This is a genomic window from Nocardia lasii (assembly GCF_042658545.1).
Taxonomy (GTDB): Bacteria; Actinomycetota; Actinomycetes; order Mycobacteriales; family Mycobacteriaceae; genus Nocardia; species Nocardia lasii.
On the sequence record NZ_JBHSQN010000004.1, the window covers coordinates 143,455 to 170,292 of the forward strand.

Sequence of the window (26,838 nt, forward strand, 5' to 3'; positions counted from 1 at the left end):
ACATACGTTGTATGCAACGTTGTTGGGCCGCCGCTGTCAAGCCGAGTTCGCGCAGCGCGTTACCCAGTTATAAGTTCGCACAAACAAACTCGGCCGCCCCTAGTACCGATCCCAAGGTGGGGTCAGCCGCGACTAACACGCCCGCAGCGAGTGGATGCATACACTTCGTGCATCAGTGCAAACAATCTGCTACCCTCGATGCATGGTGAGACAACGGAGCGCGGTGGTCCCGTCCGAGGTCAGCGCCACCCTGCGGCTTGCTCGCAAGGAGCGCGAGATGTCGATGGACCGCGCCGCCAAGGCAGCACGAATCAGTACGAGCCTGTGGACGCAGGTCGAGAACGGCACCCAGTACAAGCGCGGCCAGAAGGTCCAGGCCAGCACAACCGCCGAAACCTTGCAGGCCATGGCCGAAGCAGTCGGCCTGGATGCCGAGCCCCTGCTCACGCAGGCCGGCTTGGACCCGGTCGACACAGAGCGGCCGCGACCCCAACCCGCCGAGGGAATCGTCGACCTCTCCGGCCTGTCCGAAGGGGACCTGCGGATCGTCGCCGCCTACGTCAACGGCCTTCGAGCGGCCAGGCACAGCTGAGCAGGATCCGCCCAGCAGCCCTCCTGACGGTCACGGTTGAAAGCACTGCCCTGGAAACAGGTTCCCGTCGCTGACCTCAGCACGGGCACAGGGCATGGTCGACGCGAGCGCCGCACGTTGAAGACCACCGCGATCGATGCCGGGATCGGCTTCCCCGGCGCCGAGCAGGTGCTGCGGATGACCCGGACTCGCACCGACTACAAGACCGGGAAACGCAGCACTGAAATCGTGTACGCGATCACTACCTTGACCGTCGCCGATGCCTCGCCAGCGTTGATCGCTACGTGGTTGCGGGGACACTGGGGGATCGAGAACCGAGTCCACCGGGTTCGTGATGTCACCTTCGACGAAGGCCGTTGCCGAGCGCGCACTGGTCACGCACCGCAAGTCCTGGCGACCTTACGCAACATTCGATATCGGCATTGGTAGCTGATGCTCCGAACGCATCCCTGGCCGGTATCGTCAAACTCCGATATCCATACCATCGGAAGCCTGGGCGTACAGCAGAGTAGAGTTTTCTTCTATTACGAGTTCGTCAGGCTGCCGGTCCAAGGTCACCTCGTCTTCAGCGGCCCATTCTTCACGGAGCAATGTGACTGCGATATCGAGATAATCGCCGGCGGTGACGGTGGCTTCCTGCCGAAATCTGGTGGCACGATTATCGCCACTCCCGACATCCGATGGCGGCATCAGGTTCAGAGTGCAGCGGTCCTCGGTGACCACCGCGGATTTCCTCCCCCATTCGATGGTGAACAAATTGTCCTTCTTGTCACCATTGGGGAGTGGAACCGGGGTGAACCAGATGCTTCCCGACTGCGGAATTACATGTTCCATACCGCGTGGACTGAATTTGACCGTATCACCGGCTGCACCCCGTAGACGAAATCTCATCTCAACCTCTCGCGTCCATCTTCGCCATCACCCGGTGCCCCCGCGCGAGGAACGGTTTCTCGATCTTGTTGTAGGTCAGCACAGACAAGGCCATGGCGACGATGAGCCAGGTGGTCCAGGTGAGCCAGGGGGCGAGGACGCCGAAGGTCGAGGTCGGCCATTTGGGGACGAAGTTGGTGACCAGGCCGTGGACCAGGTAGAGGGAGAAGCTGATTCGGCCGAGGAAGAGGAGGGGGCGGGGGAAGGAGTGGCGGCGTAGGAGTAGGGCCGCGGCGAACAGGGCGTAGGCGACGATGATGCTCAGCGCTGGTCCCTTCAGGCCGAGTTGTGTGGCCTCGGCGGCCGGGTCTCCGCCGAGGGCGGGGATGAGCACGAAGGAAATCACCATGCAGAGCGCGAGGCCGAACACGGCCCACCCGAGCCACGCGGGGGTGTCGCCCGCTGTCATGCGGTAGAGGACTGTGCCGACGAACATCGTCGCGAGGATGGCGGCCGAATAGCCCGAGGGGCCTGGTTGGTTGAGTGCCAACGGGATGGCGAGCGCGGCGATCAGGACTGCGACGGTCGCAGCGCGACGGGTGGGCGCGCGCCAGGCGAAGAAGGCAGCGGCCACGGCGGTGGCGGCGAGAACCGCCAGGCGGGTCGTGAGGTCGGAGTCGGGGCCGTTGAGCAGCGCGGGCGTCAGGAACAGTGCGGCGGCGAGGATCGCGCCGATCGCCAGGATCGCGACGGGGACGGACCGGCGGTTGAGTCTGCCGAGGAACAGCAGCGAGACGAGGGCGTAGAAGATCAGCTCGTAAGAAAGGGTCCACGCGACCACGAGTATCTGCGAATCGTGACCGGTGATGAAGTAGTGCGCCATCGTGGCGTTGGTGACCAGGTTCCACAACGGTTCGGTGAGAAAGCCGGGCGGGCCGCCGTACATGCCGACGAGGTGCAGCAACACCGCCACGACCATGATCACCCAGAACAGCGGGAACAGTCGGAAGAATCTCCCGACCCAGAAGGCGCCGAGCGAGCGGCCGCGCTCCATCGAGGCGGGGATGATGAATCCGCTGACGATAAAGAAGACGAAGACTCCGACCACGCCCGGGTTGACGTGATCGCCCAGGTATTTGCCGTATGCGGGCCACAGCGGGGCGGAGAAGTGCTCGAGCACCACGGCGAGCGCGGCGATGCCTCGGAGGGCATCCAGGAACTCGTACCGGCCGGCGCGGACGCGACCGGTCGCATTCGAGGATGAATCGTCCGGGCCTGCCGGCGAGGTGAGAGTGGCCCGACGCAGCGCCGTCGACCAGGCGAAGCCGCGGCTGCCCAGTTCGGTCTCAGTCAACTGCCGTCACCCAACTCCGCTGACTGCCGGATTTCTGGCCGATCTCACCCACGACTCGGCCGACAGGTTCGCCGGCATCCTTTCGTGCCACCACGAATCGCATACCCGACGCCAATTCCTCAGCAGTGCAGACGAATTCGGCGGTCACCAGCAGTTCCATCCGCGCCGCGTCGTCGGAGCAGACCCGGAGACCGGCGCGAGCGCCGCCGAGGACGAGCGGAACGACCTCGGCCCACGCGCCGTGCGGGCGACGTTCCAAGACGATCGCGCGGTCGCCCGCCGCCTCGGCCATGGACTCCAAAGCCGCTGGTACACCTACCATTTCATGGCGACGGTTGACCAGAGAGTTGGTCATCGCGACCACCGCTATTCCGATCACGAGTAACCCGACGCCCGCGTATTTCAGCCAGTCGGCCCGCTGCGTGAGGCCGATGAGCAGCAGCATGAACATGAACAGCGGGACCGCGTAGGAGAAGTAGCCGATATAGGCCTCATCGATCTGATCGATGCCGATCATCGCGTAGATCGACATCAACGGCACTGTTGCCGCGCAGAACGCGAGGCCGACCTGCAGGAACCGCTGCCCGCGCGCCACCACCGTGACCAGGGTGAACAGCGCGACGAAGGTGATCAGGGCGAGCACGAGGTTGGGACCCCAGAACTGCACGGTATAGGCCGCCGCCGTCCACGGCAGATGAATCCCGTGTCCGCCGCCGTAGCCGACGTACTTGGGCAATTCGCCGGGGAAATTCACGATGGTGTTGAGCAGGATCGGGAAGGTGAACGCGGCCACGACCGCACCGAACAATCGCCAATCACGCGTGGCGACCTCCAGCTTCCATCGCCAGATGACCAGGTACAGCGCGATCCCGCCGAGCAGCGGCACGAAGAACAGGAATTCGGCGTGCCCGTGAATGAGCAGTCCGCCGGCCAGCGCCGCGATCCACAGATGTTTGGTTCGGCCCGCCACCACCGAGGATGTCGCGATCAGGAAGACGAGGAACGGCCCGAAATACACATACGGGAACCAGAGGTGGCTGATCAGTTCGCGATAGGCGGTGAAGAACAGCAGACTCGCGCCGCCGAGCCCCGCGATGAGCATCGACGACGGGTACCAGCTGTAGACGATGCTCAGCGCCAGCGCCAGCATCGCGGCGTTGAGCAGCAGGATCGCGATGGCCTGCCCGTTCCACGGCGAGGGCACCAGATGCAGGATGTCGTAGAAGAGCCACTCGCCGAAGGCCTGCACGTAGATGAACGCGGGGCCGGGATGATGGAACCCCACCCGCGAGTAGTTGCCGACGAGCAGCTCGAAATCCTTCGCCGCGAGCACCTGGATCGAGACGGTCGCCGCGTCTCCCTCCTCGAACAGCACCCGGGTGAACAGGTCGCGACTGCTGACCAGCAGCGCCGCCCCGTACGCCAACCATGTCGTCACGAACACGACCAACACCGGACGCCCGCTCCGCGGAGCTGACCTGTCCCCCACCACGGTCGAATCCTCGACCGCCACATCAGTTTTCGTCACACCACACCACGGATAGCTCGAACACGGGCAACTGAACGTACAGCTGGAATCCTAGTGTCGGCCCGGGTGAACGCCAGTTGTGGGCAGTCGCTCGGCGACTACGGCCGAAACGACATATGCCCGGCGCTGGTCCGGGCATATGTCATCGGGTGGAGTTACTCGTCCCCGCCGGCTTCCGGCTCGATCGGGTCAACCGGGTCGACGGGGTCAACCGGGTCGACGGGATCGACCGGGTCAACGGGGTCAATCGGGTCGACGGGGTCGATCGGATCGATCGGATCGGTCGGATCGGTCGGGTCGGTCGGGTCGACCGGGTCCGCCCCCGCGGAACCGGTGACCAGTGCTTCGAGCAGGTCCGCCAGACCGTCGGCCGAACCGCTGCTGACTTCCTGCTCGGTACCGCCGCCGGTCTCGGGCGTGGTCTCGTCGGCGGCGGCGATGCCGGTACCGAACATGGCCATCCCGGCCGCGAGGACCAGACCGAAACCGAGCGTGCGCATCTTCTTCATTGAGTGAATCCCCTTGGTATGCAACATGATTGCCGACGTCATTGCCGACTGAAAAAAGTCTGGCACGCGGCCGGCGCAGCGCCTCGACACAACAGCGTCAGCGCGAGCACAACGCGATTGCCGGATATTTGCCTATCGCTGGGCGGCGCCAATGGTTCGGCCGCGAGATCCCCGCTTCACACCCGAGCAGATGTCGCGATTGTCTGATTATTTCAAGATCATCATCGCTGGCCAATCCGCCGTTTCCGACCCCACCAGCCCCGCCCGCAGCCAGATCCGAAGTGCCGAACCTTTCTTGATACCCAGTTAATGACCGGCACAGTTCATGACTAATCTCACCCCGAAGAGGCGTAACAATAAAATTGCTGAAATCGATTGCTAGACAGCGTATTTGAGGTCTTTCGGCCAACCGATGGAGTAGCCGGAAGATGTCCGGCCAGGTTCCTGCCGAATAGCTGTTCAATCCTGCGTCGGCGACCCGCCCCGCAGTCGAGGCACCTGCCCCCAGGACCCAAAGAGCAAGAACCCCACCGTGAACGCAGCATATGTGATCTACATCACCGATAAAGCCGCAGTGCACAAGGGTCCGTTATCGCCCACAGAGCCGGGATCGAAGTTCTGTCCGTCTTCATAGAAGGCCCAGGCACGCGCCGAATCGGCAACCCTTGATGATGCGAAACGCTTCACTTCCCGGCACACGGGTCCGAAACGACGAATGCCCGGCACAAGGCCGGGCATTCGTCATCGGGTGAGAGTTACTCGGTCCCGCCGGTCTCCGGCTCCTCCGCACCGGCCGAACCGCTCGTCAACGCCTTCAGGATGGCGGCGAGGCTGTCCGCGGAGCCGGTGGCGGGATCATCGGCGCCGCCGGCCTCGGCCTCGTCGGCGATGGCGTCGGCGGGGTCCGCCGGATCAGCCGGGGCCTCGGCGGAGCCGGTGAGCAGAGCCTCGATCAGAGCGGCCAGGCCCTCGGCCGAACCGGTGCTGACTTCCTGCTCGGTGCCGCCGCCGGTCTCGGGCTTCTCATCAGCCGCGGCGACACCGGTGCCGAACATGGCCATTCCGGCCGCGAGAACGATGCCGAAACCGAGCGTGCGAATCTTCTTCATCGAGTCAATCCCCTTGGTATGCAACATGATTGCCGACGTTGTTGCCGACTGGAAAATTTCTAACATCCCGAGGGTTGCCGACCCCAGCCCACAGGTTCGAGGGCAGGCGGTATTAGATAGCCGCAAGTTCGCCATCGCCGAGCTCGCCGCAGCGAGGTCACCCGCGAACCATCCCGACCATGTCTCAATTGCCTGATTCGCAGGACGAATCACTGCTGGACAATCGACCGAATCAACCACCACTCGTCGGAACAACCCCCACAAACAGGGGGTCGCGGTGGCAAAACCTCCCGCGTACCCAGTTAACGCCCAGCACAGACCATGATTGATCTCACGCCGCCGACTCCGTAACGAGCATGTAGCTGTAAACGATTACGCCGCAACGAATTTGATGATTCAGACCCGGACAAGAAGCTGCCGAACGTCCCCGAACCGCCCCTACCGATTCAGGAGCTGGCCGGCGCGCTGGAACGAGACGCCCAGTTCTACTGCCACCTCGAAGGAGCTCGGCTCGACTTCCAGCAACGTGGCAATCAGGTCGCGCGCCATCGGCTCGACCTCGCGCAGGTTGCGAGCTTGCGTCCACTGATCGATCTCGACCACATGGACCAGCCAGAATCGTCCTTCTCCCAGTACTTCCTCGCACTGCTTGTAGACCGTCTCAGCGTAGCGATTGCCGAGGTCAGAATGCCGACCGATAACCCAAGGGTCTAGTCGGCCCGCAACAACAAGGGCCGCACACCCCCCTGGAGTGTGCGGCCCTCGCCGGTGACGGCCTCAGCGCAACGTGGCGGTGAGGTGTGGGTAGCCCTTTGTGGGGTGGCGGATGGACAGGTCCCAGCCGGTGCCTGCCTGGTCGGCGTAGATGTTCACCGAGGACGGGATGAAGATCGGCTTGCCGAATTTGACCGTGTAGGTGGCCTTTTCGGGGACGCGGCCTTCCACCGAGGCGAGGATCGTCGCGGCCGACCACATGCCGTGGGCGATGGTTTTCGGGAAACCCATTGCCTTGGCGCCGATTCCGGAGACGTGGATCGGGTTGCGGTCGCCGGAGGCCGCGGCGTAGCGGTTGACGATCTTCTGGTCCACGCGCTGCACGCGCAGCGGAGGCGGGGGGACCTCGTCGGCCGGTGGCACCGATTTGGGGCCGCCGGACAGGGAGGTGCGCTGCTGGTGCAGGAAGGTCGAGACCTGGCGCCAGACCAGTTCGCGGCCGACCCGGATCTCGGTCACCGCGTCCACGAGCAGGCCCTTGGGGTGCTCGCGGAGGTTGTCGATGTGCGCGGTGAAGTCGAGCGGTTCGGCCGCCGAGATCTCGCGGGTGCGCTCGATGACGTTCTCGAAATGCACCGCGCCGACCGCCGTGAACGGGAAGTCGCGCGCCACGAGCAGTTCCATCACCAGCGGGAACGCGAGGATGAAGGGGTAGGTCAGCGGCAGGGTGTCGCTGAACCGCAGCCCGGTGGCGTGGCAGTAGGCGGCCAGGTGGTCGGGGTCGACCCGCACGCCGTCGACGACGACGCGACGGTCGGGCAGGGTCGGCTTGCGCGCGGACAGCGCGGCGGGCAGCGGGACGGCGCCCAGCGCCGCCTTCGCGTAGAGGCCGCCGTTGCCGGGGACCTCGGTGAGCGTGATCGTCTGGGTCATCAGGCGCCGATCAGGCTCTGACCGCAGACGCGAACCACGTTGCCGCTCACCGCGTTCGACGCGGGGCTCGCGAAGTAGGCGATGGTCTCGGCGACGTCGACGGTCTCGCCGCCCTGCAGCAGCGAGCTCATCAGCCGACCCGCCTCGCGGGTGCCGACGGGGATCGCGGCGGTCATGGCGGTCTCGATGAAGCCGGGGGCCACCGCGTTGATGGTGATGCCCTTCTCGGCCAGCAGCGGGGCCTCGGCGTCGACCATGCCGATGACACCGGCCTTGGAGGCGCCGTAGTTGGTCTGGCCGCGGTTGCCCGCGATGCCGGCGATGGAGGACACGTCGATCACGCGGCCGCCCTCCTTGAGCACGCCCTTGGCGACGAGGCCGGAGGTGATGCGGTGCGGGGCAGCGAGATTGACGCTGATGACCGAATTCCAGCGGCCCTCGTCCATGTTGGCGAGCAGCTTGTCGCGGGTGATGCCTGCGTTGTGCACGACGATGTCGATGCCGCCGAAACGCTCGGTGGCGAAGTCGGCCAGGCGCTCGGCGGCGTCGGGGGCGGTGACGTCGAGGGCCAGGGCGGTGGCGCCGACCCTGTTGGCGGTCTCGGACAGGGCCTCGCCGGCGGCGGGGATGTCGGCGACGATCACGGTGGCGCCGTCACGGGCGAACACCTCGGCGATGGTGGCGCCGATGCCGCGCGCGGCGCCGGTGACCACGGCCACCTTGCCCGCCAGCGGCTTGTCCCACGAGGTGGGGGCGACGGACTCGGCGGCACCGACGCGGATCACCTGGCCGTCGACGAACGCGGACTTGCCCGAGAGCAGGAAGCGCAGGGTGGACTCGAGACCCGTTGCGGCAGCACCGGATTCGGGGTGCACGTAGACGAGCTGGCCGGTGGCGCCGCGCAGCAGTTCCTTGGCGATGGAGCGGGTGAAGCCCTCGAGCGCGCGCTGGGCGATCTGCTCGTCGACCGAGCCGACCAGCTCGGGGGTGGTGCCGAGGACGACGACGCGGCCCGAGGGCGCGAGGCTGCGCATGGCGGGCTGGAAGAACTCGAACAGCTGGGCGAGCTTGTCGATGGAGTCGATGCCGGTGGCGTCGAAGACCAGCGCGCCGTATTTGGTGCCCGACTCGAGCGAGTCCGCGACGGTGTAGTCCGACAGCAGCGCGCGCACGGGCTCGGCCAGTCGGCCCTTGCCGCCCAACAGCACCGGGCCCGGCAGCGCGGGCTCGCCCGCCTTGTAGCGGCGCAGCTGCGCCGGCTGCGGCAGACCCAGCTTGCTCGCGAGGAACGCGCCGGGGGCGGAGTGGATGAAAGATCCGTAGAGGTTCGGTGCACCCTTGCTCTTGGCTGCCACTGTTCCTACCTTCTGTGCTCGACGAGTGTGTGACCGTGCTCCGCCCAGTGTCCCCCGTGTGAGCGCACACTTGCGGGTACGGTGTCGACAACGAACTTACTCCGGAGTAAGTTTAATGTAAACCGATACGACGCTGTGACCGCACGGGGGCCAATTCCACCGGCCACGCGTTACCCGGAACCGACAAGACCATGGAGAACTCGAGTGACAAGCAAAGCCCGCTCGGCCACGGCCAAGGCTGCAGCTAACACTGCCAAGCCCGCGAAGACCCAGCGCCCGGTCGCCATCGTTGGCGGTAACCGCATTCCGTTCGCTCGCTCGGACAAGGCGTACGCGAAGGCGTCCAACCAGGACATGTTCACCGCCGCGCTCGACGGGCTGGTCAGCCGGTTCGGCCTGCAGGGCGAGCGTCTGGGCATGGTCGTCGGCGGCGCCGTGCTCAAGAAGGTCGGCGAGCACAGCCTGATCCGCGAGAGCGTGCTCGGCTCCAAGCTCTCGCCCTACACCCCCGCCCACGACCTGCAGCTCGCCTGCGGCACCGGCCTGCAGTCGATCGTCACCGTCGGTGACGCGATCGCGCTGGGCCGCATCGACTCCGGCATCGGCGGCGGCGCCGACACCACCTCCGACGCGCCGATCGGCGTGAGCGAGGACATGCGCGAGTGGATGCTCACCGCCAACCGCGCGCGCACCACCAAGGACAAGGTCAAGCTGGTCGGCCAGCTGCGGCCCTCGATGCTCGGCATCGAGATCCCGCGCAACGCCGAGCCGCGCACCGGGCTGTCGATGGGCGAGCACGCCGCCATCACCGCCAAGGAATTCGGCGTCCCCCGCGAGGCACAGGACGAGCTGGCCTACCTCTCGCACAAGAACATGGCCGCCGCCTACGACCGTGGCTTCTTCGACGACCTGGTCACCCCGTTCCTCGGCCTGACCCGCGACGACAACCTGCGTCCCGGCTCGACCGTGGAGAAGCTGTCGACCCTGAAGCCGGTCTTCGGCGTCAAGGCGGGCGACGCCACCATGACCGCGGGCAACTCCACCCCGCTCACCGACGGCGCGTCCGCGGTGCTGCTGTCCACCGACGAGTGGGCCGCCGAGCACAAACTGCCGGTGCTCGCGCACCTGGTGGACTCCGAGGTCGCCGCGGTCGACTACATCCACGGCCCCGACGGCCTGCTGATGGCGCCCACCTACGCGGTCGCGCGCCTGCTGGCCCGCAACGGCCTGACCCTGCAGGACTTCGACTACTACGAAATCCACGAGGCCTTCGCCTCCGTGGTGCTGGCCACCCTGGCCGCGTGGGAGTCCGACGCCTACTGCAAGGAGCGCCTCGGCCTCGACGGCGCGCTCGGCTCGATCGACCGCAGCAAGCTCAACGTCAACGGCTCCTCGCTCGCCGCGGGCCACCCGTTCGCCGCGACCGGCGGCCGCATCGTCGCCTCGACCGCGAAGATGCTGGCGGAGAAGGGATCCGGCCGCGCGCTGATCTCCATCTGCGCCGCGGGCGGCCAGGGCGTGGTGGCGATCATCGAGCGCTAGTCGGCGCCGCGCACGACAACAGCGGGTGGTCTCCGGTTCGTCCGGCGACCACCCGCCGTCGTTCGTCCGGTTACCGGCGGAGATCAGCTCGTGCCGAGGGCCTCGGCGAACAGTGGCCAGGACGTGTGCAGGTCCTGTTCCCAGTACTTCCAGGTGTGGGTGCCCGTGGGGCGGAACTCGACCTGTGCGGGGATCGCCAGTTCGGTGAGGCGGGCGGCCAGGCGCTGGGTGCACAGGTGGGCGACGGCTTCGATGCTGCCGCCGAGCAGGATCTGGTCGAGGTAGGCGGGAGTCGGTGCGGCGGCGGCGGTTTCGATCGGGCCGGGTAGGCCGGTCGCGCTGGAGAGGTAGATCGCCGTGCCGCGCAGGCGTTCCGCGTTGAGGATCACGTCGTGCGCGCGCCAGGCGGGGTCGTCGGGGGCGCCCCACATATTGGCGGCGTCGGCGCCCGCGCGGGCCATCACCAGGTCGACGGCGGCGCGGCCGACGGGGTCGGCGACGGCGGCGCAACCGCTGTAGGCGCCGACGGCGCGGTAGCGGTCGGGGGCGGCGATCGCGAGGTTCAGCACAGCCGTGGCCGACATCGACAGTCCGGCAATGGCATTCACGCCGGTGGTGCGCAGGGTGGCGTCGATGATCGGGGGCAGTTCCTCGGTGAGGAAGGTCTGCCATTTGTTGCGGCCGAGCGTGGGGTCGTCGCGCTGCCAGTCGGTGTAGTAGGAGAACGCGCCCGCGGCGGGGGTGACCACATTGACGTTCTTGTCGGCGAAGAAGCTGACGATGTCGGTCTGGTTGTACCAGTTCGCGACATCCTCGCCGCCGCCCGCGCCGTTGAGCAGGTACAGCGTCGGCCGTGGCGCGCTGGTGTCGGCGGGGGTGATGACCCGCAGCGGGATCACCCGGTCCATCGCCGCGGAGTACACCGACAGGGTTTGTTGGCGTTGGCCCGGCCGGTCGACATGGTCGAGTCGGGCCACGTCGGCATGTGCGGTTACCGACGAAAACGCCAGCAGCACAAGGACGATCAGCGCCGCGCGCTTCACCATCGAATCCTTCCTCACTGTGTTCCCCCGGATCGCCGGGACGGAGCGTGAGCCGCCCCGGCGACCAGGTGCCGCGCGATCAACTCCCGATGAGATTGCGCAGCACGTTGGAGATGATGTCGGACACCGAACCGGTGGAGCTGAGCTGACCCTCGGAGGATCCGAGGCCGTTGTCGCCGAGGCTGCCGATCACCGTCTCGCCCGCGTTCGCGCCGCGCGCGGTGAAACAGGCTGTCAGGTTGGGCATTTCGTTGCCGACGCCGACCGTGCCCGCCACCCCGACACCGCCGCTGGTGACGGCCTGGCCCGCGGTGAGCGAGCTGGGCACCGGGTAGGTGATGGTCAGGGTGACCGGGTTGCCGGAGTTGACGAACCAGCCGGTGCTGGTCACCTTCCAGCCGCCCGCGTTGGGGGTGGGCGTGACGTCCTCGGTCTGCTGGCCGCCGATGGCGTGATAGGCGGTGATGGTGGCCTTGGTCGGGGCGCCGAAGCCGACCGGCGGGAAGTCGGTGATGGTGTTGACGTAGGGGTTGCCGATGCCGGTGGTGCCGATGACGACCTTGTAGGTGGCCGAGGTGCCGATGCCGATCTGGGCCGCCTCGACGGTCTTGTCGTAGACGTGGGTGACCCCGACGGTGCTGATGTCCTTCTTGGTCGCGTGGCTGCTCACCGCGCAGGTGCCGTCGGCCGCGGCGATACCGGAGCCGAGGCCGACGCCGACGCCGGCGATGACCAGGGTGGTGGTGGCGATTCCTGCTGCGAGACGCGAGGTGCTGAGGTTCATCGGCCCAAAATATCGACCCAAATGGACGCTTGTCCTGAAAAATAAGAACACGTTCTAATATTTGTGGAGTATCACCGTTTCACTCCTGGGATGCCCTCTACGCAGGTACGATCCGGGATTCGCCGACTGCCGGAATCGACCCGAAAACGCCACAACCGGCCCCGTCCGAGGACGGAAGCCGGTCGTAGGGCGTCAAGGTAGCTGAACTACTTCTGCGGCAGCTCGTTGTGACCGCCGAACGCCTTGCAGAGTGTTCCGTCCGGGCCTACTTCTGCGGGAGCTCGTTGTGACCGCCGAACGCCTTGCGCATCGCCGAGAGCATCTTGTCGGCGTAGAGGGCCTGCCCGCGCGAGGAGAAGCGCTGGTAGAGCGCTGCTGACAGGACCGGGACCGGGACAGCGGTGTCGATGGCGGCGTCGATGGTCCAGCGGCCCTCGCCGGAATCGGAGACGCGACCGCTGAACGAGTCCAGGTCGGGGTCGGCGACCAGGGCCGAGGCGGTGAGGTCGAGCAGCCAGGAGGCCACCACCGAACCGCGCCGCCACACCTCGGTGATCGCGGGGATGTCCAGGTCGTACATGTAGTACTCGGGGTGCTCCATCGGCGTCTCCTCGGCCGAGTGCTCACCGTGCAGGTACTCCGCGCCCGCGTTCGCGTGCTTGAGGATGTTCAGACCCTCGGCGTAGGCGCCCATCGCGCCGTACTCGATGCCGTTGTGCACCATCTTCACGAAGTGCCCGGCGCCGTGCGGCCCGCACAGCAGGTAGCCCTTCTCGGCCTGCGAGGGCTCACCGATGCGACCGGGGGTGCGCGGGGCCGACTCGTAACCGGGCGCGATGGTCGACAGCAGCGGCTCGAGGTAATCGACCTGGGCCTGATTGCCGCCGATCATCAGACAGTAACCGCGCTGCAGACCGAACACACCGCCCGAGGTGCCGATGTCGAGGTAGTGAATCCCCTTGGGCTCCAACGCCTTCGCGCGCTTGATGTCCTCGTGGTAGCGGCTGTTGCCACCGTCGATGATGATGTCGCCCGGCTCGAGCAGCTCGGCGACCTGATCGATCACCGCGCCGGTCGCGCCCGCCGGAATCATCACCCACACCACCCGGGGCACCTCGAGCAGACCGATGAACTCCGCGAGGTCGGTGGTGCCCTGGAACTTGTCACCGAGCTCGGACTCCAGCTCGGGGATCGGGCCGGGGTGGCGCTCGTAGCCGACGGCGGTGTGGCCGTCGCGCACGATGCGACGCACGATATTGGCGCCCATCCGGCCGAGGCCGATCATTCCCAGCTGCATCAGTTCTCCTCGTTGTCCGGTGTCGAGACAATTCTCACCACGGATTGTCCCGCGCTCGCGCATCATCGCGCAGCGCGGTGTCGCCGGGCACGCGGAAAATTCTTCCGATCGAGTTGTAACGCCCCGCTCCGGGCCACGATAAACAGATCGGCTCCGTGTAGTTGCCAGACCCCCGACCCGGCAACTGCGCGGAGCCTTTCACTGCCTCGACCCGGCCTCGAGCTGCCGAGCGGGTCGATCCGCGTTACCCTCGGGCCGGACCCCGCAAACATCTCGGGGCCATCCCAACGGAAGGACCTCCGTGCCCAGCGAGTCGAAAGCCGGAAACCCGGCCGACCGAAGGGGCGAGGTCGGACTACGCAAGCTGCTCGAATCAAATCGCACTTTCGATGCCGACACCACCGCCCTCACCCAGCCCCTGCGCACCGTGCCCCGCGACCAGTGGGCCACACCGACGCCGGGGCGCCCTTCGCCGACCCCATCGGGCAACCAGCAGCTGCTCAAGCGGATCGGCATCGTGGTCGGTGCCGTGTTCGCCGTCGGCACCGCCGCCTACCTGGCCGACCTGGCGCTGAGCGCCGGTGAGGTGCCGCGCGGCATCGTCGTCGCCGGTGTCGAACTCGGCGGGATGGACAAGGCCGAAGCCGACGCGCTGCTGCACGCCGAGCTCGGACCCAAGGCCGAACGACCGCTCCCCGTGCGCATCGGCGATGTGCAGGCGAGCCTCGTGCCCGCCGCCGCCGGTCTCGCGGTGGACTACGACCGCACCTGGGACACCGTCGGCTCACAGCCGCTGAACCCGGTGCGTCGCCTGATCTCGCTGTTCGGGACCCGCGAGGTCCCGGTGTCCAGCACGGTTGACGCCGCGGCGATGGACGCCCAGCTCGAGACCTTCCGGGTGCACGACAACCCGACCGTCGAGGGCACGGTGCGCTTCGAGAACGGCAGGCCGGTCGCGGTGGCGCCGGTGCCCGGACACGTCCTCGACGTCGACGGCGCGCGCACCACCATCACCGAGCGGTGGGCGTCGAGCAGCGAACTGGATCTGCCCGTGGTGGCCGCGCCGGTCGCGGTGCGCGCCGACGCGGTGCAGGCGGCCGTGCGCGATCTCGCCACCCCCGCCGTCGCGTCCCCGATCACGTTGACGGGCAAGGACACTCAGGTCACCCTGACCAGCTCGCAGATCGCCGACACCCTCGGCTTCGTGCCCGACGGCAACGGCGGACTGGCGGCCCGATTCGACAGCGACGCCGTGATCGCCCTGCTCGGGGCGGACCTGGCGAAGTCCGAGGTGGAGGAGAAGGACGCCACCTTCTCGGTGACCGGTGCGGGCAAGCCGAACGTGGTGCCCGCCGTGGTCGGCGAAAAGGTCGACTGGGCAAAGACTTTGGAGCAGCTGCCCGCCGTGCTCACCCAGCCCGGCCCGCGCACCAGCCCCGTCGCCTACGAGCGCATCGAACCCAAGCTCACCACCGAGGCCGCCAACGGGCTCGGGGTCAACGAGCTGATCGGCCAGTTCACCACCGGCGGCTTCAGCGGACCGTCGGGCGTGAACATCCGCACCGTCGCCGCGAAGGTCGACGGCGCGGTGGTCAAGCCCGGAGACACGTTCTCGCTCAACGACTTCACCGGCCCGCGCACCGCCGCCGAGGGCTACGTGGAATCCGGGATCATCGACAAGGGCAGGCCGAGTACCGCGGTCGGCGGCGGCATCAGCCAGTTCGCCACCACCCTCTACAACGCGGCCTACTTCGCCGGCATGGAAGACGCCGGACACACCGAACACAGCTACTACATCTCGCGCTACCCCGCCGCGCGCGAGGCGACAGTGTTCGACGGCGCGATCGACCTCGCCTTCCGCAACACCGCCGCGACGGGCGTCTACATCCAGGCCATCGCCACCGGATCCGACATCACCGTGCGGCTGTGGGGCACCAAAACCGTGAACGTGGAGTCGATCACGGGCGAGAAGTCGAAGCCGACCGAGCCCAACGAGATCACCCTGCCCAAGGGCAAGGACTGCATCGCGTCCGAGGGCGCGCCGGGGTTCACCATCTCCGATACGCGAGTGATCACCGATCACCAGACCGGTGCGCAGATCTCGCGGCATACGCGGACGGTGAAGTACGACCCGATCCCGATCGTGAAGTGCGAGTGAGCGGCGCTCTCGCGCGGTAGGTGAATTAACCACCGCGCGAGAGCGTTTCGTCAGCAGTCGCAGCAACATCCGTCGCAGCAGCAGCCGTCACCACAGCAGTCGCCGCAGCTGCTGCAGCAATCGCAACCCTCGCAACAGTTGCCGCAGTTCTTGGCCCAGGCATCCTTTTTCTCGCCGGTACACGGGCTGGTGTGGTCGACACAGCAGGCCATGCCGGTGCAGTAGACGCCGAGGATCAGCCCGGACGCACGCAGCGGTCCGGGCCGCCTCGGCCCCTTGTCCAGCGGCGCGGGGAATTGAAACGGCGAATTCTGTTGGGCGACCGGCGAAGTGCGGCAGGCGTGCCCGACCACCAGCCCGAGCCCCTGCCCCAGCCGCCGCACCAGACTCGCCAACGGATCCAGCAACGCCCACCGCACCGTCGGCAGCTGATCCAGCTCGGCCTCCGCCGCCACATCCCGGATCCGAGACTCGCTCTCGCGCAACAGATCATAGGCACGCGGCATATCAGTCCCCGTGGCCTCGAGCGGATTGAACCGCCCCCGCAGCCGGTCCCGCTCGAGATCCTCGATGGCGTCGGCGAGGTGCGCGATGCGACCGACGTGGCGCCCGATCTCTTGAAGGGCAGCAACGTTTTCCGGGCGACCAGCCAGGGTCGCGGCGTGACCGAAGAGGGTGGCCGCGCAGAGCTGCGTGGGGCCGGTGAGATCGTCGAGGGTGGTCGCGCCGAGTTGCGTAGGCCCGGCGAGGTCGTCGAGGGAGGCCGCGCGCGCTTCGAGCGCGGACTGCGAGGCTATTGCGGCCAGCATGGGCGCTACGTCCAGCCCGATCTGATCGGCCTGCCGCTGGGCGCGCACCGCCCACGTATTCGACACCCGACGCATCGGCCGCCGCGCGGGCGCCGCCGCGTCACCGTCGTCGACATGATCGCGAATCTTGGCCGCCCCCAACAGTAGTGACGCCGTCGCGGCCAACTGCACCCCCGGCGCGCTCGCACTCACCACCGAGGCCCGCCGCATCCCGCGCAGCGGACACGGCGCCGCCATCGTGCGCGCCCCGGCTCCCGCCTGCGCCTCGGTGAGCACACTCAACACGATCGCGTCGGTATTGGTCGCCGCGCGGGCCAGCTGGCCGTGCCCGTCGCGCAGACCGAGGCACAGCCCGCACATGTGCGCCTGCCACTGTCCCGGATCGATGCCGTATTTCGCCGCGCCGTGCGCGCACGGCTTCAACACACCGAACAACTGCCACCCCGTTTCGAGATTTCGCCAACGCTGCACAATCGCAGGCAGCGGGGGTTATCGCAACAGTTACTCGGGCTTCTTGCGACCGGCCAGACCACGCCAGGCGAGATCGTCGAGCAGATCGACCGCCTCGGCCACCTCGATGCGCCCGCTGGCGACCCGGTCGGCGATGGCCTCGCCCGCGCCGATCACCGCTGCGGCGACCACCTCGAAATTGGTGCCGGGGTCGGCATGGCGGGCGCTGGACTCGAGCAGCTTGGCGGTGAGTTCGATGACGCGCTCGCGGGCGTTGTCGATTTCGGCGGCGAAGGATTGCTGGCCGATCGCCTGACGGTAGAGAACCTGCCAGGACTGGCGGTTGCGGTCGACGAAGTCGAGGAAGCCCTCCAGCGCGGTGCGGACCTGTTCGTGCGGGGTCAGTTGCGGGTTGCCCGCGGGCGCGACGGCTTCGATGAAGCGCAGCCCCTCGCGTTGGATGCAGGCGCGGAAGAGTTCGTCTTTGGAGCCGTAGTACAGGTAGAGCATGGGTTTGGAGATCTTCGCCTCGGCCGCGATGGCATCCATCGACGTGTCGTGGAAGCCCCGTCTCGCGAATACCTCGACAGCCGCGTCGAGCATCTGCTGCTCGCGAACTGCCCGGGGAAGCCGCTTGGTCCCGCCTGCCATCCACTCTCCTACCGCAGGGTGAACCACCTATCTTACTCCAAGGTAAGTTCACCTGCGTTCATTTGCCACACGGTCGCCGGGGCCTATCAGCAGCCCAACGCCACACCCTTGTAGCGCGCCATCCGCAGCACGGAGGCATCAACCCGGTCGGCGGGCAGTTTGCCACTCGACACCGACTGTTCCAAACGGTCGAGCACCTGCGGCACCGCGTCCGAGCTGATCCACAGCGCGTTGTCGGCGCCGGCGACCAGCGTGGCCTCGACCGCGTCCTCGATCGACATCCGCGAGGTGATGGCGGCCATCCCGCTCAGATCGTCGGTGAAGATCGGGCCGTTGAACGGCGCCGCCCCGTACCCGGTGCCCTCGCGCAGCAGCGTCATCACGGCGGGACTGATGCTGGCGGGCACGTCGGGCTCGGTCAGGCCGGGCACATCGAGGTGGCCGACCATCACCGCGGCGCCGGAGTTCACCAGGTCGCGGAACGGGACGAGGTCGGTGTTCTGCATCTGATCCAGCGGCGGGGTGGTCACCGCGCCGGTGTGGGAGTCACCGGAGCCCGAACCGTGGCCGGGGAAGTGCTTGATCACCGAGCCGAGACCCACCTCGTTGGAGGCGCGGATGTAGGCGCTCGCGTAGTCGGTGACGGTCTTGGGGTCGTCGCTGTAGGAGCGGTCGCCGATCACGCTGTTGTCGGGCTGGCTGCTCACATCGGTATCGGGGGCGAAATCGACCGTGATCCCGACGTCCTTGAGGGCCTGCGACCTGGTCAGCGTGAACTGGTAGTACTCGTCGGGGCTCTGGGTCTGCGCGATCACGCGGGCCGAGGGCGCGGTGCCGATCACGTTGGCCGCGCGCGAGACACGCCCGCCCTCCTCGTCGATGGTGACCATCAGCGGCACCTTGGCATTGGCCTTGACGGCGTCGAGAGCGGAGGCGTTGAGCAGGCTGGTATCGGTCCAGCTGCCGATGAAGATGCCGCCCACCTGCTCCGAACTCACCACGTTCGACGCGTCCGCCGAGCCGGTGATGCCGACGGTGAGCAGCTGCGCGAGCTTCTCCCGCTGCGTGAGCTGAGCGAGATACTCTGCACCGCAAGCGTTTTGGGCCGGCGTGCCCGATGGATCCGCCGCACCGGCGGAGGGACCTGCCGCGCTGCTGCTCGCCGCGGGCGTCGTCTCGTTCGACGACCCTCCCGAGCAAGCGGTGGCGACAGCGGCGAGAACTGCGAACACGACCACAGGCGATTTCCGCATGTGCTCCACGGTAGCTCCCCCGTGGCCCGGACCACAGCCTCAGGTTCGCCATCGGGATGTCCGATTCGGGGGTAATCTGGGGAAAAGCAGCTCCGACCAGCGCAGGAGGTCGTCATGGCATGCGATCGGATGCTCATCGCCTACGACGGTTCCGAACACGCCAAGCGCGCCATCTCCTATGCCGGGCGTTTCCTGAGCGCCGAACGCGCCATCCTGCTCACCGCGTGGGAACCGATGGTCCGCCAGGCCGCCCGCATCTCCGGCCTGTCCGGGGTGATGCAGCCCGAGTGGGTGCCCGACGAGGACGTCGAGGACATCGCCTACTCCGACGCCCGCAAGATCAACGCCGAAGGCATCCACCTGGCCGCCCTCGCCGGAATCGACGCCGAACCCCGCACCGCCGAATGCACCACGACCATCTGGAACACGATCGTGGACTGCGCCGACGAACTCGACGTGGACATCATCGTCGCGGGCACCCGCGGCGCCACCGGCCTACGCGCCCTCCTCCACAGCAGCGTCGCCGAAGCCGTCCTGAAGCACGGCCACCGCCCGGTCTTCCTGGTGCCACCGGACCAGTAGTCGTCCGCCGGCCTGGCCTACGTCGCGCGAGCACACGTCGTCACACGAAGACGCACCTCGCCGCACGAGTCCTCCGTCGTCCTCAACTCACGAACCGGTCGCCGCCAGATGGCGTCGCCGACTCGGTCAGTTGATCACCACGCCCTGGTGACCGTCTCGGGCGGAAACCGCACCACCAGAGCGTGGTGATCAATCGACCAGGTGCGGTGGCGGGGTTAGGGTCGGGGGACCATGGATGAATTTCTGCTGGCTCGGCCCGACTCGGTGGTGCGGGGGTCCGGGGTGCGTGTGAGTTTCGCTGATCCGGGCGCGGCGGTCGCGGCTCGGCGGGGTTCCGCGATGGCGATCGTCGGGGCGCTGCCGTTCGATCCGGGTCAGGCGGCGGCGCTGTGGCAGCCCCGCGAACTGCTGCATACGGCGGGATCGTGGCGACCGGCCGCGCTGCCCGAGTTGCCCGCCGTGCGCGTCGTGGCCGAAATACCCAGTCCCGCAGAACATGTGGCGCGGGTGACGAAACTCGTCGAACAGCTCGGCGATCCGGCGAACGCGCTGCGCAAGGTGGTGGCCGCGCGGTCGATGGTGCTCGAGGCCGAGAGCGCGCTCGACCCGGAGGTGCTCGCCGGCTACCTGCTGGCCAGGCACCCGAACGCCGCCGTGTACGCGGTCGACCTGTTCGCGGCGGGACGACCGGGCGAGACGCTGATCGGCGCCACGCCCGAAGTGCTCGTCGCCCGACACGGCGATCGCGTCAGCCTCAACCCACTCGCGGGCACCCTCCCCCACCTGCCCGACCCGGCCGACGATGCCGCCCAGGCCCGAGAACTGTTGTCCAGCACCAAGAATCGCGAGGAACACGCCTACGTGATCGACTGGATCCGCGAGCGCCTCGCCCCGGTCTGCGCCGACCTCCACATCCCCGACGCGCCCGAACTCCTCAGCACCGAGCAGGTCTGGCACCTGGCCACCCCCATCCACGGCACCCTGCGCGACCCCTCGACCACCGCCCTCGACCTCGCCCTGCTGCTGCACCCCACCCCCGCAGTGAACGGCACACCCTTCGCCGACGCGCTCGACACGATCACCGCCGGGGAACCGTGGCGCGGCTTCTACGGCGGCGCGGTGGGCTGGTGCGACAGCGACGGCGACGGCGAATGGGTGGTCGCGATCCGCGGCGGCGAACTCGCCGCCGACCGGCGCCGCTTGCGGGCCAGCGCGGGCGGCGGGATCGTCGCGGCCTCGGACCCACGGGCCGAACTGGCCGAGACCACGGCCAAGCTCGGCACCCTGCTCGGCACCCTGCGTTGCGCGCTGCCCAACGACGGACCGAGCCCCTCGCACCTGCTAGGTTGACACCGAGACAGGCCCCGACGTCGAGCGTATTGGAGTGCGCGATGAAGTTTGCTGTTCCGGCTGTTGCCAGCGCGGTCGGCGGCGCCCTGCTGAGCGCGATCGCCGTCTTCGCCATCACGGCCGCGGTGCAGCAGAACACCGCACCCTCGATCGACCGCAGCGGTGACAAGGACTCCTCGCTGCTCAACGCTCCTGAATACGGCAGCCGCTGAGTCGCGCGCCCGCGCGTCACGCCCCACCACGGGGCAACCGGACAGGGCGCCACTGGGGTGGCGCTGGCTCGTCGGCACGGTAGTCGCCGCCTTCGTACTGACCTTCGCGCAGGCGCCCGGCCTCACCGTCGCCGACACCAAATACGACCTCGCGCAGAACCCCCTCGGCTTCCTCGCGCGGGCCGCCCACCTGTGGAACAGCCAGGCCCCCATGGGCCAGGTCCAGAACCAGGCCTACGGCTACTTCTTCCCGCACGGCGCCTTCTTCTCCGCGGGCCACCTGCTGCACCTGCCCGCCTGGGTCACCCAGCGCGTGTGGTGGGCGCTGCTGCTGCTCGCCGGGTTCTGGGGCATCGTCAAGCTGTGCGAAACGCTCGGGATCGGCTCGCGCGGGTCACGGGTGATCGCGGGCATCGCCTTCGCCCTGTCCCCGCGCGTCCTGACCACGCTCGGGTCCATCTCCTCGGAAACGCTGCCGATGATGCTGGCGCCCTGGGTGCTGCTCGCGCCCGCGGCCCTCGGGGTGGCGATCCGCGCTCGGCACTCGTCCGAGACCGCAGATCATTCGAGCGTGAGCCCGGCGCGGCGAGCTGGGGCGGTGTCGCCCACCGCACCAGGGGGGACGACCCGGCGACGCGGCCCCGCGAAGCCGCTGGATCCAGCGAAGGAGACCACGCGCTCGTCGGCCTCGCACGCGAGTACCGCGAAAGGTAACGACGGCCCGGCAGTCGAGCGCACGCGTCGACGCGGTGGTGTGTTCTCACGGGTGAGGGGGTCGGTACCGGGTTCGTCCCAGGTCACCGGTGGCGCGCTCTCCCCTGCCGGGAGCGCGTTGGCGTTGGCGCTGATGGGGTCGGTGAACGCGGTGGCGACGGTGGCGGCGTTCCTGCCCGCCGCGCTGTGGTGGGCCTCGTATCGACCGAATCGGCGGTGGTGGCGGTTCACGCGGGCGTGGATTCCGCTGCTGGTGCTCGCCACGTTCTGGTGGGTGGTGCCGCTGCTGCTGCTCGGCAAGGTGAGTCCGCCGTTCCTCGACTTCATCGAATCCTCCGGCGTGACCACGCAGTGGGCGTCGCTGAGCGAGGTGTTGCGCGGCACCGACAGCTGGACCCCGTTCGTCTCGCCCGAACGCATCGCGGGCGCGGTGCTGGTGACCCAGCCCGCCGCGGTGCTGGCGACAGGTCTGCTCGCGGCGGCCGGTATGGCCGGGCTGGCGCGGTCGGCGATGCCGTACCGGGGTCGGTTCGTGCTGATCCTGTGCGTGGGGTTGGCGGGAATCTGCGCTGGTTACGTCGGCACACTCGGCGGCCCGTTCGCCGAATCGGTGCGGATCTTCCTCGACGCTGGGGGCGCGCCGCTGCGCAATGTGCACAAGCTCGAACCGCTGATCCGGCTGCCGCTGGTGGTGGGTCTGGCGCACCTGCTGGGTCGGGTCGCGCTGCCCGCCTCGGTGCCGATGCCGGTGTGGCGCAGCGCTTTCGCCCATCCCGAACGCGATCGCCTCGTCGCGGTCGCCGCGCTGGTCATGGCCGCGCTCACCATCGCCACCTCGCTGGCCTGGACCGGTCGACTCGCCCCGCGCGGCGCCTACGACCGGGTACCCGCCTACTGGACCGACACCGCGAACTGGCTCGCCGACAACGCCGCCGACACCCGCGCCCTGATCGTGCCCGGCGCGCCGTTCGGCAGTCAGATCTGGGGCCTCACCCGCGACGAACCCCTACAGGCTCTGGCGAGTACCCCATGGGCCGTGCGGGATTCGGTCCCGCTCAATCCGCCCGGCACCATCCGCGCGATGGATTCGGTGCAGCGCCTCATCGCCGACGGCCGCCCCTCCACCGGCCTGGCCGCCACCCTGGCCGACCAGGGCATCGGAATCCTGGTGCTGCGCAACGACCTCGACCCCGAGACCTCCCGATCGACCCGGCCGATGCTGGCCCACCGCGCGATCGAGGGCTCGCCCGGAATCACCAAGGTCACCTCCTTCGGGTCGCTGATCGGCCCGCGCGCGGCGGATCGTGGGCTGGTGGTGGACAACGATCTGCTGCCCGCCTACCCGGCGGTCGAGATCTACCGGGTCGACGTGCCCCCGCCGGGCACGCCCGCCACCGTGCGCAGCGGCACCGGCGCGCCGTCGTCCTTCCCCGGCGCGTACACGACCCCGCTGGCCTCCGCGCCTGTGGTCCAAGGCGGCCCGGAAGTCCTGGAACGCCTGCGCCGTGACGGTGAAAACCCCATCGCGCCAACACTTCTCGAAGCCGACCGGGTCCGCGCCGGACTCCCGCCGCGCCCCGTCCTGCTGACCGACACCCCCATGGATCGCGAGGCCGACTTCGGTCGCGTCGACAACCACAACTCCTCGATCCGCGCCCCCGACGACCCGCGCCGCACCCACAACCTCGTCCCCGACTACCCCGTCGAGGGAACCGAACTCGTGCGCGGCGAATGGTCCGGCGCGACGGTGACCGCGTCCAGTTCCGCCTCCGACGCCACCCAGATCGGCGGCGCGGCCCCCGGCAGCTCCACCGCCGCCGCCGTCGACGGCGACCCCAGCACCGCGTGGATCAGCAATGGCTCCGAATCCGCTCTCGGACAGTGGATTCGACTCGATCTGGACGCGCCGATCGCGAACGGCTCGCTGCGTTTCACGACCACGGCGGCGGCGCTGGGCGACACGGTGAAGTGGGTGGAGGTCCGCACCTCGCGCGGAACCGTGTCGGCGCGCATCACCGAACCGGGCACGCCCGTGTCCGTCGCGCTGCCCGCGGGCAAGACCGACTGGGTGATGATCACCGCCGCGCGCACCGAAACCGGCACGCGTGGTGGGCAATTCGGCATCAGCGAACTCACCCTCGACGACTACTCGAACCGGGACGCGCCCGTGCGCGTCGACATCCGCCACCGGGTCGTGCTGCCCGAGGTCGCGCCCGGCACGATCGTCAACGGCTGGGACCTCGGACAGGAATTCCCCGGCCGCAGCAACTGTTTCGACGGACCCGACCGCGTGCACTGCAGCAAGGGACTCGGCCTGCCCGCCGAGGAACCCGGCGTCTTCGGCCGAACCCTCTCGGTACCCGAACCCCTCACTGTCGGTACCGATCTCACCGTGCGTACCCGGCCGGGACCCGGACTCGAAGCGCTGCTCACCGACGACACCCGCCCGGTCGCCCGCGGCAAGGCCGATGTCGCAGACCTGCGCGGCGCGGCCTTCGCGGCCACCGACGGCGACCCGAAAACCACCTGGACCGCCCCCGAGACCACCGTCCGCGAAACCGGCGGCGCCAAACCCACACTGGTACTGGAACTTCCCGAACCCGCCTTGGTCACCGGACTCGACATCACCACCGCACTGGGCGGCCTGCCCGCGACCGCCACCGCCGTCGCGGTGAACCTGGGCAACGGCCCGCAGATCCGCGAACTCCCCGAACGCGACCGCGGCGAACCCGCGCGAATCTCGCTGTACCCCACCGAAACCGACCGCATCGAGATCAGCATCATGCGCTGGAACGACGTCCTCGACCGCACCGCCCTCGGCTTCGTCCTCACCCAGCCCACCGGCCTCGCCGAAGTGGAAGTACTCGGACCCGACTACCCCGCCCACGCCCCCGGCGACCGACTCGTCACCATCGGCTGCGCGGACGGACCGGTGATCGCCCTCGGCGGCCGCGCCGTCCACACCACGGTCACCGCCACCGTCGACGAACTCCGCTCGGGCGCACCGGTTTCCGCACGCGCCTGCGAAGCGGACGCCACCGACATCGAACTCCTCCCCGGCCGAGTCGACCTCACCGTCGTCCCCACCGAACTGTTCACCGTCGACCACCTCCACCTCCCCCGCACCGACCCCTACCCCGGCGCGCCACCCACCGACCCCAGCGACCAGGCACCCTCGGAGGCCAGCGGAACAGCACCTTCGCTCGAAACACCCACCGACTCAGTCCCGCAACTGCTGGTCCTCCCACTCAGCACCAACGTCGGCTGGCAGGCAGAGACCGCTGACGGCAAGGAACTCGAACCGGTTGTCGTGGACGGTTGGCAGCAGGGTTGGTTGCTTCCGGCAGGCACCACCGGCGAGATCACCGTGTCCTTCCCGGCCGACCGCTGGTATCGCCTATCGATCTTCGGCGGACTTCTCCTCCTGATTCCCCTTGTGCTGCTTGCCATCCCGCGCCGACGCGAGGTCCCCGACCTCGGCCCGCCCCCCGGCACCTGGGGCGTTCGCTGGGGGGCGGCAATCGGCCTGACCGGAGCCGTCGCGGTCATCTCCGGCCCCATCGGCGCGGCAGTCGCCCTGATCGCCTTGGCCTGCAGTCACTTCCGACCACTGCGCACCGCGCGCACCCTGCCCTGGATCGCCGGACTCGGCACGTTGATCTCCGCCGCCGCGCTCTCGACGGGCACGTGGCGATCGGGCGTCGAGTACATGGGCGGTTCGGTCCTGGCCCAGGCCCCGGCGGTACTGGCGGTGGTCGCGGTGGGCGTCGCGGCCCTGCCACGTCGCCGACTCAGGTCCCGGCGGAAACGGGCTCGCTAGCGCGGCGGGCGGCGGCGCGCTTGTCCCAGCGGGCCGCCCAGCGGCGAGCCGGTTCCTCGACCAGCGCGAAGCTGGCCGCAGCGAGCGGCAGGGTCAGCAGCGTCGTCAGGACGATGACATAGAGGAAATGGCCGCTGAACGGCAGGATCCCGAAGACCGGGAACACGATCGTGAGCACCACCAGATGCCACAGGAAAATGCCGTAGGACCAGCGGCCGAGGATGGCGGCGGTGCTCGATTCCAGCCAGCGGTGCGAGGTGTCGCGGGTGTGGATCACCAGCGGCGCCAGCAGACAGAAGGCGAGAATCGTGCCGAGCACGATCTTCATCGCGTACTGCCAGGGGTGGGCGCGTTCCAGACCGGCGGGACCACCGAACTCCGTCGCCGAGGCCAGCAGCGCCACCAGCGCCACCGCCCACATCAGCCGCTGATTCGACAGCACCCGCGCCCACCGCGCCCCCGGCCGCACGAGATAGACCAGTTCCGCGAGCACCATGCCCGCCGCGAACCACGGCAGATAGCCGGGCAACCAGTTGTCGGCGTGGATGGCCTCCGGCGTCGGAATCGGCCACAGGTTCCAGGTCAGGCTCACCGCGATCAACCCGCACAGCACCGGCACCCGCCACCGCGCCGCCCGCCCGCGCAACCGCACGACCGACCACGCCAACAGCGGCAACACCAGATAAAAAGCCATCTCCACCGACAGGCTCCACATCTGGGTGAGCCCGTCGGTCAGGGTCAACGGCACGAACACCTGCAGCAGGTGCAGGTTCGACACCCACACCCGCAGGTTCGCCGTCTGCGCGGCGCCCGGCAGCAGCAACAGCACGAACACCACCACCACCCAGTACGCGGGCAGCACCCTGGCCACCCGGTGCAGCAGGTAGCGGACGGTGGTCGGGGCGCGACCGAATCCGCGCGCCGCCGCCGCGTGCGGGCGCCACAGCAGGAAACCCGACAGCGCGAAGAACACCGCGACCGCCATATCGAAGCGTTCCAGGATCGGGCCGATGACCGGGGTCGCGGCCGTACCGGTCTGGAACGCGACATGGGTGACCAGCACACCGAGTGCCGCCATTCCGCGCATTCCCTCCAGAGCGGGAATGAAGGCACGGGGGGCTGAAACGGGGCTGGTGGCGGTTGTCATCGAGATCCAGTCTGCCGTGTCGGCGATTTCAGTGGTACAGCGCACGCACCTTGCGAGGTCGG

The 26,838-nt window shown here is 68.2% G+C and carries 23 protein-coding genes; 8 read left to right on the forward strand and 15 right to left on the reverse strand.

Features of this window, described 5'->3' with window-relative positions; all coding sequences use genetic code 11:
- The first annotated feature begins 202 nt into the window (after window positions 1-202).
- Together ACFP3H_RS10065 and ACFP3H_RS10070 are read left to right on the forward strand one after the other, a co-directional pair.
- Window positions 203-592, forward strand: a complete 390-nt coding sequence (locus ACFP3H_RS10065; RefSeq protein ID WP_378602964.1) for a helix-turn-helix domain-containing protein — start codon at window positions 203-205, stop codon at window positions 590-592.
- A gap of 36 nt (window positions 593-628) precedes the next feature.
- Window positions 629-1,021: a transposase gene (locus ACFP3H_RS10070; protein ID WP_378602968.1), complete on the forward strand. Its 393-nt coding sequence runs from the start codon at window positions 629-631 to the stop codon at window positions 1,019-1,021.
- A 33-nt stretch (window positions 1,022-1,054) separates the two neighbouring features.
- On the opposite strand, the gene ACFP3H_RS10075 is transcribed toward ACFP3H_RS10070, so the two are convergent.
- The 8 genes from ACFP3H_RS10075 to ACFP3H_RS10110 all read right to left on the reverse strand — a co-directional run bounded on the left by ACFP3H_RS10075 (window position 1,055) and on the right by ACFP3H_RS10110 (window position 8,964).
- Complete coding sequence (locus ACFP3H_RS10075; RefSeq protein ID WP_378602971.1) at window positions 1,055-1,426, reverse strand: hypothetical protein; 372 nt, start codon at window positions 1,424-1,426, stop codon at window positions 1,055-1,057.
- Between the two features lie 58 nt (window positions 1,427-1,484).
- Window positions 1,485-2,816, reverse strand: a complete 1,332-nt coding sequence (locus tag ACFP3H_RS10080; protein WP_378602974.1) for an acyltransferase family protein — start codon at window positions 2,814-2,816, stop codon at window positions 1,485-1,487.
- Complete coding sequence (locus ACFP3H_RS10085) at window positions 2,809-4,260, reverse strand: hypothetical protein (protein WP_378602977.1); 1,452 nt, start codon at window positions 4,258-4,260, stop codon at window positions 2,809-2,811. The genes ACFP3H_RS10080 and ACFP3H_RS10085 overlap by 8 nt, the downstream gene beginning before the upstream one ends.
- A gap of 239 nt (window positions 4,261-4,499) precedes the next feature.
- Window positions 4,500-4,943, reverse strand: coding sequence for a hypothetical protein (locus tag ACFP3H_RS10090; RefSeq protein ID WP_378602979.1), 444 nt, complete (start codon window positions 4,941-4,943; stop codon window positions 4,500-4,502).
- Window positions 4,944-5,608: 665 nt separating this feature from the next.
- Window positions 5,609-5,962 (reverse strand): hypothetical protein, encoded by a 354-nt coding sequence (locus tag ACFP3H_RS10095; protein WP_378602981.1) that lies wholly within the window; start codon window positions 5,960-5,962, stop codon window positions 5,609-5,611.
- 438 nt (window positions 5,963-6,400) lie between these two features.
- Complete coding sequence (locus tag ACFP3H_RS10100) at window positions 6,401-6,565, reverse strand: hypothetical protein (protein WP_378602984.1); 165 nt, start codon at window positions 6,563-6,565, stop codon at window positions 6,401-6,403.
- Between the two features lie 174 nt (window positions 6,566-6,739).
- Entirely contained in the window at window positions 6,740-7,609 is an 870-nt protein-coding gene (locus ACFP3H_RS10105; protein ID WP_378602987.1) for a MaoC family dehydratase, read from the reverse strand.
- Window positions 7,609-8,964, reverse strand: a complete 1,356-nt coding sequence (locus tag ACFP3H_RS10110) for a 3-oxoacyl-ACP reductase (RefSeq protein ID WP_378602990.1) — start codon at window positions 8,962-8,964, stop codon at window positions 7,609-7,611. Before ACFP3H_RS10110 ends, ACFP3H_RS10105 begins: the two co-directional genes overlap by 1 nt.
- Before the next feature lie 204 nt (window positions 8,965-9,168).
- Between ACFP3H_RS10110 and ACFP3H_RS10115 the strand changes: the two genes are divergently transcribed.
- Window positions 9,169-10,506, forward strand: a complete 1,338-nt coding sequence (locus ACFP3H_RS10115; RefSeq protein ID WP_378602993.1) for an acetyl-CoA C-acetyltransferase — start codon at window positions 9,169-9,171, stop codon at window positions 10,504-10,506.
- A gap of 83 nt (window positions 10,507-10,589) precedes the next feature.
- Here ACFP3H_RS10115 and ACFP3H_RS10120 read toward each other — a convergent pair whose 3' ends face one another.
- The 3 genes from ACFP3H_RS10120 to gnd form a co-directional block, all read right to left on the reverse strand.
- Window positions 10,590-11,552: an alpha/beta hydrolase gene (locus tag ACFP3H_RS10120; protein WP_378602996.1), complete on the reverse strand. Its 963-nt coding sequence runs from the start codon at window positions 11,550-11,552 to the stop codon at window positions 10,590-10,592.
- 76 nt (window positions 11,553-11,628) lie between these two features.
- Window positions 11,629-12,333 carry a hypothetical protein gene (locus ACFP3H_RS10125; protein WP_378602999.1) on the reverse strand — a complete coding sequence of 235 codons (705 nt, stop codon included), beginning with the start codon at window positions 12,331-12,333 and terminating at the stop codon, window positions 11,629-11,631.
- 265 nt (window positions 12,334-12,598) lie between these two features.
- Window positions 12,599-13,630 carry a phosphogluconate dehydrogenase (NAD(+)-dependent, decarboxylating) gene (gnd, locus tag ACFP3H_RS10130; protein ID WP_378603002.1) on the reverse strand — a complete coding sequence of 344 codons (1,032 nt, stop codon included), beginning with the start codon at window positions 13,628-13,630 and terminating at the stop codon, window positions 12,599-12,601.
- Window positions 13,631-13,931: 301 nt separating this feature from the next.
- Here gnd and ACFP3H_RS10135 point away from each other — a divergent pair, with 301 nt between their 5' ends.
- Window positions 13,932-15,788 (forward strand): VanW family protein, encoded by a 1,857-nt coding sequence (locus ACFP3H_RS10135; protein WP_378603005.1) that lies wholly within the window; start codon window positions 13,932-13,934, stop codon window positions 15,786-15,788.
- A gap of 50 nt (window positions 15,789-15,838) precedes the next feature.
- On the opposite strand, the gene ACFP3H_RS10140 is transcribed toward ACFP3H_RS10135, so the two are convergent.
- The 3 genes from ACFP3H_RS10140 to ACFP3H_RS10150 form a co-directional block, all read right to left on the reverse strand.
- A complete protein-coding gene (locus ACFP3H_RS10140) occupies window positions 15,839-17,023 on the reverse strand; it encodes a DUF5685 family protein (protein WP_378603204.1) in 1,185 nt (394 codons plus the stop codon).
- Window positions 17,024-17,098: 75 nt separating this feature from the next.
- Window positions 17,099-17,698 carry a TetR/AcrR family transcriptional regulator gene (locus ACFP3H_RS10145; RefSeq protein ID WP_378603008.1) on the reverse strand — a complete coding sequence of 200 codons (600 nt, stop codon included), beginning with the start codon at window positions 17,696-17,698 and terminating at the stop codon, window positions 17,099-17,101.
- Between the two features lie 86 nt (window positions 17,699-17,784).
- Window positions 17,785-18,951 (reverse strand): glycoside hydrolase family 3 N-terminal domain-containing protein, encoded by a 1,167-nt coding sequence (locus ACFP3H_RS10150; RefSeq protein ID WP_378603011.1) that lies wholly within the window; start codon window positions 18,949-18,951, stop codon window positions 17,785-17,787.
- 114 nt (window positions 18,952-19,065) lie between these two features.
- Here ACFP3H_RS10150 and ACFP3H_RS10155 point away from each other — a divergent pair, with 114 nt between their 5' ends.
- The 4 genes from ACFP3H_RS10155 (at window position 19,066) to ACFP3H_RS10170 (ending at window position 25,629) form a co-directional block, all read left to right on the forward strand.
- Window positions 19,066-19,533 carry a universal stress protein gene (locus tag ACFP3H_RS10155; protein ID WP_378603014.1) on the forward strand — a complete coding sequence of 156 codons (468 nt, stop codon included), beginning with the start codon at window positions 19,066-19,068 and terminating at the stop codon, window positions 19,531-19,533.
- A 231-nt stretch (window positions 19,534-19,764) separates the two neighbouring features.
- Window positions 19,765-20,883, forward strand: a complete 1,119-nt coding sequence (locus ACFP3H_RS10160) for an isochorismate synthase (RefSeq protein WP_378603017.1) — start codon at window positions 19,765-19,767, stop codon at window positions 20,881-20,883.
- Window positions 20,884-20,924: 41 nt separating this feature from the next.
- Window positions 20,925-21,095: a DUF2613 domain-containing protein gene (locus ACFP3H_RS10165; RefSeq protein WP_022566695.1), complete on the forward strand. Its 171-nt coding sequence runs from the start codon at window positions 20,925-20,927 to the stop codon at window positions 21,093-21,095.
- Window positions 21,076-25,629 (forward strand): alpha-(1->3)-arabinofuranosyltransferase, encoded by a 4,554-nt coding sequence (locus ACFP3H_RS10170; RefSeq protein ID WP_378603207.1) that lies wholly within the window; start codon window positions 21,076-21,078, stop codon window positions 25,627-25,629. Before ACFP3H_RS10165 ends, ACFP3H_RS10170 begins: the two co-directional genes overlap by 20 nt.
- Here ACFP3H_RS10170 and ACFP3H_RS10175 read toward each other — a convergent pair.
- Window positions 25,601-26,707: an acyltransferase family protein gene (locus tag ACFP3H_RS10175; RefSeq protein ID WP_378603020.1), complete on the reverse strand. Its 1,107-nt coding sequence runs from the start codon at window positions 26,705-26,707 to the stop codon at window positions 25,601-25,603. The two genes, ACFP3H_RS10170 and ACFP3H_RS10175, sit on opposite strands and share 29 nt — an antisense overlap.
- Between the last annotated feature and the right edge of the window lie 131 nt (window positions 26,708-26,838).

Excerpts from the sequence above, each read along its gene's own strand:
- ACFP3H_RS10065 (WP_378602964.1), top strand. The coding sequence starts at position 203 with ATGGTGAGACAACGGAGCGCGGTGGTCCCGTCCGAGGTCAGCGCCACC.
- ACFP3H_RS10075 (WP_378602971.1), bottom strand. The coding sequence starts at position 1,426 with ATGGAACATGTAATTCCGCAGTCGGGAAGCATCTGGTTCACCCCGGTT.
- ACFP3H_RS10095 (WP_378602981.1), bottom strand. The coding sequence starts at position 5,962 with ATGAAGAAGATTCGCACGCTCGGTTTCGGCATCGTTCTCGCGGCCGGA.
- ACFP3H_RS10105 (WP_378602987.1), bottom strand. The coding sequence starts at position 7,609 with ATGACCCAGACGATCACGCTCACCGAGGTCCCCGGCAACGGCGGCCTC.
- ACFP3H_RS10120 (WP_378602996.1), bottom strand. The coding sequence starts at position 11,552 with ATGGTGAAGCGCGCGGCGCTGATCGTCCTTGTGCTGCTGGCGTTTTCG.
- ACFP3H_RS10125 (WP_378602999.1), bottom strand. The coding sequence starts at position 12,333 with ATGAACCTCAGCACCTCGCGTCTCGCAGCAGGAATCGCCACCACCACC.
- gnd (WP_378603002.1), bottom strand. The coding sequence starts at position 13,630 with ATGCAGCTGGGAATGATCGGCCTCGGCCGGATGGGCGCCAATATCGTG.
- ACFP3H_RS10145 (WP_378603008.1), bottom strand. The coding sequence starts at position 17,698 with ATGGCAGGCGGGACCAAGCGGCTTCCCCGGGCAGTTCGCGAGCAGCAG.
- ACFP3H_RS10150 (WP_378603011.1), bottom strand. The coding sequence starts at position 18,951 with ATGCGGAAATCGCCTGTGGTCGTGTTCGCAGTTCTCGCCGCTGTCGCC.
- ACFP3H_RS10155 (WP_378603014.1), top strand. The coding sequence starts at position 19,066 with ATGGCATGCGATCGGATGCTCATCGCCTACGACGGTTCCGAACACGCC.
- ACFP3H_RS10160 (WP_378603017.1), top strand. The coding sequence starts at position 19,765 with ATGGATGAATTTCTGCTGGCTCGGCCCGACTCGGTGGTGCGGGGGTCC.
- ACFP3H_RS10165 (WP_022566695.1), top strand. The coding sequence starts at position 20,925 with ATGAAGTTTGCTGTTCCGGCTGTTGCCAGCGCGGTCGGCGGCGCCCTG.
- ACFP3H_RS10175 (WP_378603020.1), bottom strand. The coding sequence starts at position 26,707 with ATGGCGGCACTCGGTGTGCTGGTCACCCATGTCGCGTTCCAGACCGGT.